General features: G+C 29.6%; 8 protein-coding genes. 2 read left to right on the top strand and 6 right to left on the bottom strand.

What is annotated here, in order from left to right; all coding sequences use genetic code 11:
* Window positions 1-343 precede the first annotated feature (343 nt).
* Window positions 344-844 (bottom strand): thioredoxin family protein, encoded by a 501-nt coding sequence (locus L1S33_RS12395; RefSeq protein WP_240551815.1) that lies wholly within the window; start codon window positions 842-844, stop codon window positions 344-346.
* A gap of 54 nt (window positions 845-898) precedes the next feature.
* The gene (gene lpxK, locus L1S33_RS12390) at window positions 899-1,921 is read right to left on the bottom strand and encodes a tetraacyldisaccharide 4'-kinase (protein WP_240562573.1); all 1,023 of its coding nucleotides are present in this window, start codon (window positions 1,919-1,921) and stop codon (window positions 899-901) included.
* 139 nt (window positions 1,922-2,060) lie between these two features.
* Between lpxK and L1S33_RS12385 the strand changes: the two genes are divergently transcribed.
* Window positions 2,061-2,849 (top strand): Nif3-like dinuclear metal center hexameric protein, encoded by a 789-nt coding sequence (locus L1S33_RS12385; RefSeq protein ID WP_240562572.1) that lies wholly within the window; start codon window positions 2,061-2,063, stop codon window positions 2,847-2,849.
* A 2-nt stretch (window positions 2,850-2,851) separates the two neighbouring features.
* A complete protein-coding gene (locus L1S33_RS12380; RefSeq protein ID WP_240562571.1) occupies window positions 2,852-3,625 on the top strand; it encodes a zinc ribbon domain-containing protein in 774 nt (257 codons plus the stop codon).
* 70 nt (window positions 3,626-3,695) lie between these two features.
* Here the strand turns inward: L1S33_RS12380 and L1S33_RS12375 are convergent, their stop codons facing one another.
* The 4 genes from L1S33_RS12375 to L1S33_RS12360 all read right to left on the bottom strand — a co-directional run bounded on the left by L1S33_RS12375 (window position 3,696) and on the right by L1S33_RS12360 (window position 8,489).
* Entirely contained in the window at window positions 3,696-5,588 is a 1,893-nt protein-coding gene (locus tag L1S33_RS12375; RefSeq protein ID WP_240562570.1) for a DUF349 domain-containing protein, read from the bottom strand.
* Window positions 5,589-5,774: 186 nt separating this feature from the next.
* Window positions 5,775-6,542 (bottom strand): shikimate dehydrogenase family protein, encoded by a 768-nt coding sequence (locus tag L1S33_RS12370; protein WP_240562569.1) that lies wholly within the window; start codon window positions 6,540-6,542, stop codon window positions 5,775-5,777.
* Window positions 6,520-7,530, bottom strand: a complete 1,011-nt coding sequence (locus tag L1S33_RS12365; protein WP_240562568.1) for a DUF368 domain-containing protein — start codon at window positions 7,528-7,530, stop codon at window positions 6,520-6,522. Before L1S33_RS12365 ends, L1S33_RS12370 begins: the two co-directional genes overlap by 23 nt.
* 35 nt (window positions 7,531-7,565) lie before the next feature.
* The gene (locus L1S33_RS12360) at window positions 7,566-8,489 is read right to left on the bottom strand and encodes a DUF368 domain-containing protein (protein WP_240562567.1); all 924 of its coding nucleotides are present in this window, start codon (window positions 8,487-8,489) and stop codon (window positions 7,566-7,568) included.
* Window positions 8,490-8,507: the final 18 nt, after the last annotated feature.

Here is an 8,507-nt window from a genome sequence, read left to right as displayed (position 1 = left end):
AACTAACTAACTAACTAACTAACTAACTAACTAACTAACTAACTAACTAACTAACTAACTAACTAACTAACTAACTATATTATAATAGAAAGAACATCAGTTTTAACTATATAAAAAAGATAACTTAACTCCTATTCAATTTCTTACAATAAACCAATTACAGTATAGAATATCTAAGCCCTAAACGAATTTTCGTGCATTTAGTTAGAATAAACCTATTCATAAATAAAAAGCCTGGTTATAATGCTTAGAATATTTGATACACTCTATATATAACGAAACAAAGCCTTGATGTTAAACATCAAGGCTTTGTTTTTATATTATTAATCTAATTATTTTATAATTAGAAAGCTCTAATCGCTTTATCAAAAAATGGATAATAATACTCTGTCATATACATTCCTTGTTTAATCCCCAACTCTTGCTCTTTTGTATTTACAATAATCATTGTTGGAAATTTAGTTTGACCAAAACGAGCTTGTATTTCTTCATTAACTTTTCTAGTTTTTTCTTCAACTAAATCTTTATTCCTAGGAAAATCTGCTTTATAAAGAACAAATTTATTGGTAGCATATTCCTGAAACTTTTCAGTTTTAAATAACTTTTTACCTAAAACCTTACATGGTCCACACCAATCTGATCCTGTAAAATAAACCAATAAAGGTTTATTTTCAGCTTTAGCTCTATTTAGAGCTTCATCATAAGAGTTTTCCCAATTAATTACAATTTCAGGTTCTAGTACTTCCTGAACTTCAATTACTTCTTGAGTATCCACAGATTCTTGCGCATTAGCAAAGCCAAAACCAAGAAATAAAATTAGGGAGGTAAGATATATTTTTCTCATAATAAATAATTTACGTTTACCAAATGTATCAAAAAAAATGCCATTTATCAAAATTTAACATTTAATATGACTTTTTATTGCCTCATCAAATAAATTATCTTCCAATAAAAAGTTTGTTTTGATACCTAAATAACTAACATCTTTCAATTTATCTTCTAATCGAACATAATCTTTTTCTGTTGTTAAAATTATTTTTTTATCAGATGAAATAGCTTTAAATGTATTCTGAATATTAACAATATCCTTTCCCGAGAAAGCATGATGATCTGGAAAGTTAAGATGTGTATAATTTATTCCTTTAGTATTTAAATAAGTAGTTAACGGTTTTGGATTTGCAATTCCTGTAACTAAAACTACTTCGTGTTTATTTAAATCATTTACAGAAATATTTTCGCTTCCACTTATATTTTCATCATAAGAAATACTAGAAAAAAACAACTGTTGGTGCGCTTCTAAATTTATTTTACCTCTTATTTTTTGTTGTTCTTGAACTGATAAATCCGTTGGACATTTAGTAACAATAATAATACTTGCTCTACTTGCTCCTCTTCTACTCTCTCTAAGATTACCTGTTGGTAATAAAAAATCGTCCGTAAATAAATCGTTATATTTTGTAAGTAAAATATAGAGACTTGCTTTTACTTTTCTATGCTGATATGCGTCATCCAACAAAACAATTTCTGGTGAGTTTTCACCTTTTAATAACTGTGTAATACCGTTTGTTCTATCTGCATCTACAGCAACTCTTATATTATTAAACTTTTTAAAATACTGTAAAGGTTCGTCTCCAACATCTTCAGCAGTATGAGTTTCATTCAATTTTAAAAAACCTTTTGATTTTCTTTTATAACCTCTACTTAAAACTGCAATTTTGTTTTCGTTCTTTAAAAGTCTTATTAAATATTCAATCTGAGGTGTTTTTCCTGTTCCGCCAACACTTAAATTTCCTACAGCAATTACAGGTACATTAAAAGATGTAGCTTTAAAAAAACCTTTATCAAATAGAAAGTTTCGAATTGAAGTAATCAAATCATAAATAACTGCAATTGGAAATAATAAAAAACGAAGTAGTTTCATTACTGCGAAAATAAAAAATTTATATACATTTCTTGTTCAAGATACATTATTTAAAGTTTTAAGGAAACTCAATGTAAAAACATTGAGGCATTTCTCTAATTAAAATCTTAACTTTGGTACTTCAACAAATTATTTACAAATGAAAATAAAAGACATAACCAATTATTTAGAAGAACTTGCACCACTTTCTTATGCTGAAGATTTTGACAATGTTGGTTTGTTAGTTGGTAATTATGCCACAGAAGTTACAGGAGTTTTGGTTACTTTAGATACTTTAGAAGAAACGGTAGATGAAGCTATTGCTAAGAATTGCAACTTAATAGTTAGTTTTCATCCAATTATTTTTGGCGGATTAAAAAAAATAAACGGAAATAATTATGTTGAACGTGTGGTTTTAAAAGCCATAAAAAATGATATTGCTATTTATGCAACACACACAGCCCTAGACAATACTCATTTAGGAGTTTCTGCTAAAATGTGTGAAGTTTTAGGAATAGAAAATCCGCAAGTATTAATTCCAAAGGAAACATTTTCTGATAAGAATATAGGAATGGGAATGATTGGCGAGCTTCCGTCAGCAATAACAGAAGATGCCTTTTTAAAATTAGTGAAAAATAAATTTAAAACAGGCTGTGTTCGTCATTCTAATAAATTAGATAAAAAAATTAAAAAAGTTGCCGTTTTAGGTGGCTCAGGAAGTTTTGCTATTAAAAATGCAATTCAACAAAAAGCGGATGCTTATGTTAGTGCCGATTTTAAGTATCACGAGTTTTTTAAAGCTGAAAATAAAATTTTATTAACAGATGTTGGTCATTATGAAAGCGAACAGTTTACAAAAAACCTTTTAGTTGAGTATCTCTCGAAAAAATTTACTAAATTTGCGGTCATTTTATCAGAAAAAAGTACGAACCCAATATATTATTTTTAAACATGGCAAAAAAGAAAGAAATTACGGTTGAAGCGAAATTAAGAGCACTGTACGACTTACAATTAATTGATTCTAGAATAGATGAAATTAGAAATGTACGTGGAGAATTACCTTTAGAAGTAGAAGACTTAGAAGATGAAGTTGCCGGATTAAATACCCGTGTTTCTAATTTAGGTGAAGACGTTACTAATCTTGAAACAGATATTAAAAACAAAAAATTAGCAATTGACGAAAGTAAAGCGTTAATGGCAAAATATGAAGAGCAACAAAAAAATGTACGTAACAATCGTGAGTTTGACTCTTTAGCTAAAGAAACTGAATATCAAGAATTAGAAATTGAATTAGCTGAAAAACGCATTAACGAGTTTAAAGCTAAAATTGAGCAAAAGAAACAAATTATTGCATCAACTACTGAAAAGTTAAACAAACAAGAAGCACATTTAGGTCACAAAAAATCTGAACTAGATGCTATCTTAAAAGAAACTGAAAAAGAAGAAGCGTTATTAAACGAAAAATCTGAAGAATTTTCTAAATCTTTAGACGCACATTTATTTGCTGCTTATTCTAGAATAAGAAATAAAGTAAGAAACGGCTTAGCAGTAGTTTCTATTGAACGTGGCGCAGCTGGAGGATCTTTCTTCACAATACCACCACAAGTACAATTAGAAATTGCAAACAGAAAGAAAATTACTATTGACGAGCACAGTGGTAGAATCTTAGTAGATGCTGCTCTAGCTGAAGAGGAAAAACAAAAAATCGACAAGATTTTTGCTTAATCCTTTTTAATTATAAAACAAAAAACTCGAAGCTTAGCTTCGAGTTTTTTGTTTTATACAAATACTAAATCTAGTATTTTAACTTCTTTAAATAATCTAACTTTAATTGCCAAACATCTAAATCTTCTTTATGCTTATTAATCCCTTGTCTAACGTTTATAACAAACGGATTATCTTCAGTAGCATTAGAAATAAAACTTAAGTTATTTTCTAACTGTTGCATCTCTCTAACGGTTTCATCAATTTTCTTACGCAAAAAGAATTGTTCATTATCTAGTTTCCTAAAATCTTCTTGATCTAAGTAACTATTAATAACATTCTTAAACTTCATCATGGCAACTTCTTCTTTACCAAGATTTAATTTTTCGTAAGCCGCATCTATTTGCTTATTAAATTTACCATCTAAATGACGCATATTTCTTGGCAAACTCCCCAACTCTTTCCATTTTGCAATTGCAGCATTTACATCCTCTAAAGATGTAGTTTCCGAAACCTTAAGTTGCTCTAAGTACTCTTTTTTAGTATCTACAAGAACTTGTTGGTCTTTATTTAACTCATTTTTACGTGCATGTAATCTATCAAAATAAAAATTACAAGCAGCTTTAAAACGCTTCCAAATATCATCAGAAAATTTACGTGGCACATGACCAATTTTTTTCCAATCAGACTGAATACGTTTCATTGTATTAGTAGACGTTTCCCAATCTTCACTTTCTCTTAAACTCTCCGCTAATTCAATTAAAGCCATTTTTGCCTTTAAATTATCGTTCTGAGTTCCTTTTTCATGTTTATAAAAAGTATTCTTAGCAGCATTAAACTTCTTTGTTGCTGCTTTAAATTTTTGCCAAACAGCCTCGCTTTTTGCATAAGGTAACTTACCTGCATCAAAATACTCTTTACGTAAAGCTTCAATTCCTTTAATACTATTTTGCCAATCTTTATGCGTTTTATTATTTGAAGTATCAAAAGCAGCTATCTTTTCAATAACCGCTAACTTAACATCAATAATATCCTGATGTTGAGATTTTAAAGCACGAAAATGATCATGTCTTTTGTCATGGATAACCTTAGTTGCATTGCTAAACTTTTGCCAAACATCTTCTCTATACTCTTTACTTACAGGACCAACTTCTTCTTTCCAAAGTTTGTGTAAATCTTGTAATTCCTTAAACGCATCGTTTATATTCTCTTTTTCAGCTAAACTTTCTGCTCGAGAAATTAACTTTAATTTTTCTTCTAAATTATGCTTAAAATCTAACTCTCTAAAATCTTTACTTAAATGTAATAAATCGTAAAAACGCTCTACATGATGATGATAAATTTTCCAAGTATCATTATACTTTGTTCTTGGCACAGCGCCAATACCTTTCCATTGCGTTTGCAAGTCTCTAAAATCATTATACATGGTTTTTGCATCACCATTTTCTATAAGCACTTTAAGCTCTTCAATAACTTGATTTCGCTTTTCTAAATTTGCCTTAAGCTGCCCATCCAACTCTTTGTAGTAAGCATCTCTTTTTGTTTTATATTCTCCTAAAAGTGTGTTATAAGAAGATTTTATTGGACTCGAAAACTGAAAATCAATAACATTACCACCTTCCGCTAAAAAAGCTTCTTTTTTATCAGACAATAACTTACCAAACTTACTATTAAAAGCATTTTTAATAGCATCTGCATTTGCTTTTATTTGTTGTACAGGATTATTCTTAACCAATTTTTCAAGCTCTTCAACCAAACCTTCTAATTCCATAGACTCATAATCGAGCATCGGAATTTCATTTTTTTCATCAGACTTTTCTGCATCTTCTGCAACCTGATTGTCAATAGCTTCAATTACTTCCGCCGTTTCTGGCGCTTCTGCATCAGAACTTTCTACGCTCTCTACAACTTCTTCTGTGTTTGTTAACGGGTTAACATCTACATTCTCAACTTCCTTTTCAGGGTTTTCATTTTTATCCAACATATCTACAATGTTTAAGTTCTAATATTAGTACGTAAAGATAACAATGTATTCCAAAAACAGCAAATTAATATTTGGGCGTTCGAGCGGGCTTTACACTATATCTTTATTCTAAAAAAATACTATCGCATTTTTTAGAATAAAGGATGCCGTTTCAATCCCTAACGCAGCCTATTTATGTAGGTATTTCTACTCTTTAATTCCGTTCCAAATTTGCCAAGATTTTTCGGCTTGTAGTTCCAACATTCTTAACCCATTCTTAATAGTTGCACCTCTTTCTTTACCTTTAGTTAAAAAAGCTGTTTCTGCCGGATTGTAAATTAAATCGAATAACAAATGCTTTTCAGTTAAAAACTCATACGGTATTGACGGGTAATTAAACACATCTGGATGCGTACCTAAAGGTGTAGAATTTATAATAACTGTATGCTTTTGTATTACAGCTTTCTTTAACTTATTGTAACCTATTTGTTTCTTTCCTTGTGGGTTTCTACTTACAAACTTAAACGAAATTCCAAGTTTTTTAAGTGAGAAAGCAATAGCCTTAGAAGCGCCACCAGTTCCTAAAATTAATGCCTTTGTATGATGCGGCTTCAACAATGGCTCTATAGATTTTTGAAAACCATAAACATCTGTATTATAACCTTTCAAAAAACCTTTTTTGGTGACTTTTATAGTATTAACGGCTCCAATTTTCTTTGCAGCTTTAGACATTTTATCTAAAAGCGGAATTACAGCTTCTTTATAAGGTATGGTTACATTTAAACCGCCAAGTTCTGCTTTATGCTTTGCTATTAATTTTGGCAATTCATCAATAGATTGAATATCAAAATTCACATATTTATTCTTCTCTAATTTTAATTGTTGAAACTTCTCAGTAAAGTATCCTTTAGAAAAAGAGTATGAAATATCTTTTCCAACAAGTGCAAACAATTTATTTTTTTCTTCTACGTCCATAAAAATCTATTCCTAATATTAATGCGATTCCAAATACAATAAAAAATATTGCCAACCACGTTTCTGCAGATGCTAACTCTGGCAAATATCGTTGATAGTTTTCAATAATTTTATCTCCATTTATATCTATAAGTGCTGTTCCGTTTTCTTGTACAAATATTGTTTTTTTCCAAGGCCAAACAATGCCTAAAGAACCTGTAATAAAACCTATAATAACAGCATTTACAATCTTATTCCAGTGTTTTAAAACATATCCTAAAACATGCGATATAGAAACCAATCCAAATGCAGAACCTGTTGTAAAAACGCTAATAATTTTTAAATAACGTATATTTTCCGGGTTACTTAAAACATCCAAATTCCCTGAAAACAAATTAGTTACTATTCCTAAAAAGGCGTTTACACTATCTACCAAAAGCAACACATAATTACCCAAAAGAATTAAGATAAAAGAGCCAGAAAGTCCAGGAAGTGTCATTCCAGAAACGCTAATAATTCCACAAAGAAAAACAAACCATAAATTATCATTTTCTTTTGCTGGCGATAAAAAACTAATTGCAACTCCAACTGAAATCCCTATTAGTAAACTTATTAAATCTTTAAGTTTCCAAACTCCAAAATCTTTAGATATATAATAAATTGAGCCGATAATCATTCCGAAAAACCAAGACCAAACATAGAGTTCGTAATGTTTTAAGAAATAGTCTAAAACTAACGATATACTAAAATAGCTAAACATACTTCCAGAAAGTATCAGCACTAAAAAAGGTAAGTTTATGTACTGGGCAAAGCTTTTAAATCTTCCATTAAAAAGTAATTTAAATGCTTTTCTATTAACTCTTCTAAAACTAAAGATTAATTCTTCATAAAAACCTATAACAAAAGCAACCATTCCTCCAGAAACTCCAGGAACTTTGTTTGCGCCACCCATAGCTAGGCCTTTAAGGAAAAGCCCTATTTTATTAGATAACGTTCTAGATTTATACATTGTTTGGTAACTGTCGGAGACGAAGTTACGTAAAATTAATTCTTCTTAACCGCTAATTTTTCAAGTAATAAAATTAGAGAAAAACCAACAATCATTAATAAAATTCCAAATACAATTTTAGGATCTCCTTCAAAAGAAGTTGGTAAAACAGACTGCTCATTAAATGGCACGTTTTCTCCATGAGAATTTAAACGATATGTTAACACCTTTTTCCAAGGCCAAATTTTATTTAACGAACCAATTATAAAGCCCGTTAAAGCAACCAACGTGTAATTTTTATAATGTGTAAACAACCATTTTAAAACTCTAGAAAAAGTTAACAAACCAACAAATGCTCCTGCTCCTACTAATGCTATTGTTTTTAAATCTCTATTATTTATAGCTTCTAGAATTGGCTTATAAGCGCCTAATAAAACCAAAATGAAAGAACCTGAAATTCCAGGTAAAATCATAGCACAAATTGCAACAGCGCCTGCTAAAAACATAAATAAAGGCGAAGAACTTTCAGAAATTAAAGGATTTAAAGTTGTTATATAGTAAGCTAAAACAGCACCTAAAATCAACAAAATATAAGAAACCGCGTTCCATTTTGTTACTTGTTTAGCAATGTAAATAATACTTGCTAAAACTAATCCGAAGAAAAAAGACCATAATAAAATTGGTTCATTTTCTAACAACCACTTTATTGCTTTTGCAAGAGAAACAACACTAATAAAAATTCCAGAAAACAATGCTAATAAAAAATTACCGTTTAACTGTTTCCAAGCACTAGAAAAACCTTCTTTTTTAAACGTTTTAAATAAATCTAAATTTATATTACTTATACTTTCTAATAATTCTTCATAAATACCAGAAATAAACGCAATTGTACCGCCAGAAACTCCTGGAACAACATCAGCTGCTCCCATTGCTAATCCTTTACAACCTATAAAAATATAGTCTTTTAATGTTCTACTCATTGTTTAGTTTGTTTATGG

Origin of the sequence: Tenacibaculum aquimarinum, assembly GCF_022478115.1 — a bacterium.
GTDB classification, from domain to species: domain Bacteria; phylum Bacteroidota; class Bacteroidia; order Flavobacteriales; family Flavobacteriaceae; genus Polaribacter; species Polaribacter aquimarinum_A.
The sequence above is the reverse complement of the archived record's forward strand: the minus strand, read 5'-3'. Positions and strand labels throughout refer to the sequence as shown.

What these genes read in the sequence shown, in the direction of transcription:
- L1S33_RS12380 (WP_240562571.1), top strand. Translation starts at nt 2,852, where the DNA reads ATGGCAAAAAAGAAAGAAATTACGGTTGAAGCGAAATTAAGAGCACTG.
- L1S33_RS12395 (WP_240551815.1), bottom strand. Translation starts at nt 844, where the DNA reads ATGAGAAAAATATATCTTACCTCCCTAATTTTATTTCTTGGTTTTGGC.
- L1S33_RS12360 (WP_240562567.1), bottom strand. Translation starts at nt 8,489, where the DNA reads ATGAGTAGAACATTAAAAGACTATATTTTTATAGGTTGTAAAGGATTA.
- L1S33_RS12370 (WP_240562569.1), bottom strand. Translation starts at nt 6,542, where the DNA reads ATGGACGTAGAAGAAAAAAATAAATTGTTTGCACTTGTTGGAAAAGAT.
- L1S33_RS12375 (WP_240562570.1), bottom strand. Translation starts at nt 5,588, where the DNA reads ATGTTGGATAAAAATGAAAACCCTGAAAAGGAAGTTGAGAATGTAGAT.
- L1S33_RS12365 (WP_240562568.1), bottom strand. Translation starts at nt 7,530, where the DNA reads ATGTATAAATCTAGAACGTTATCTAATAAAATAGGGCTTTTCCTTAAA.
- lpxK (WP_240562573.1), bottom strand. Translation starts at nt 1,921, where the DNA reads ATGAAACTACTTCGTTTTTTATTATTTCCAATTGCAGTTATTTATGAT.
- L1S33_RS12385 (WP_240562572.1), top strand. Translation starts at nt 2,061, where the DNA reads ATGAAAATAAAAGACATAACCAATTATTTAGAAGAACTTGCACCACTT.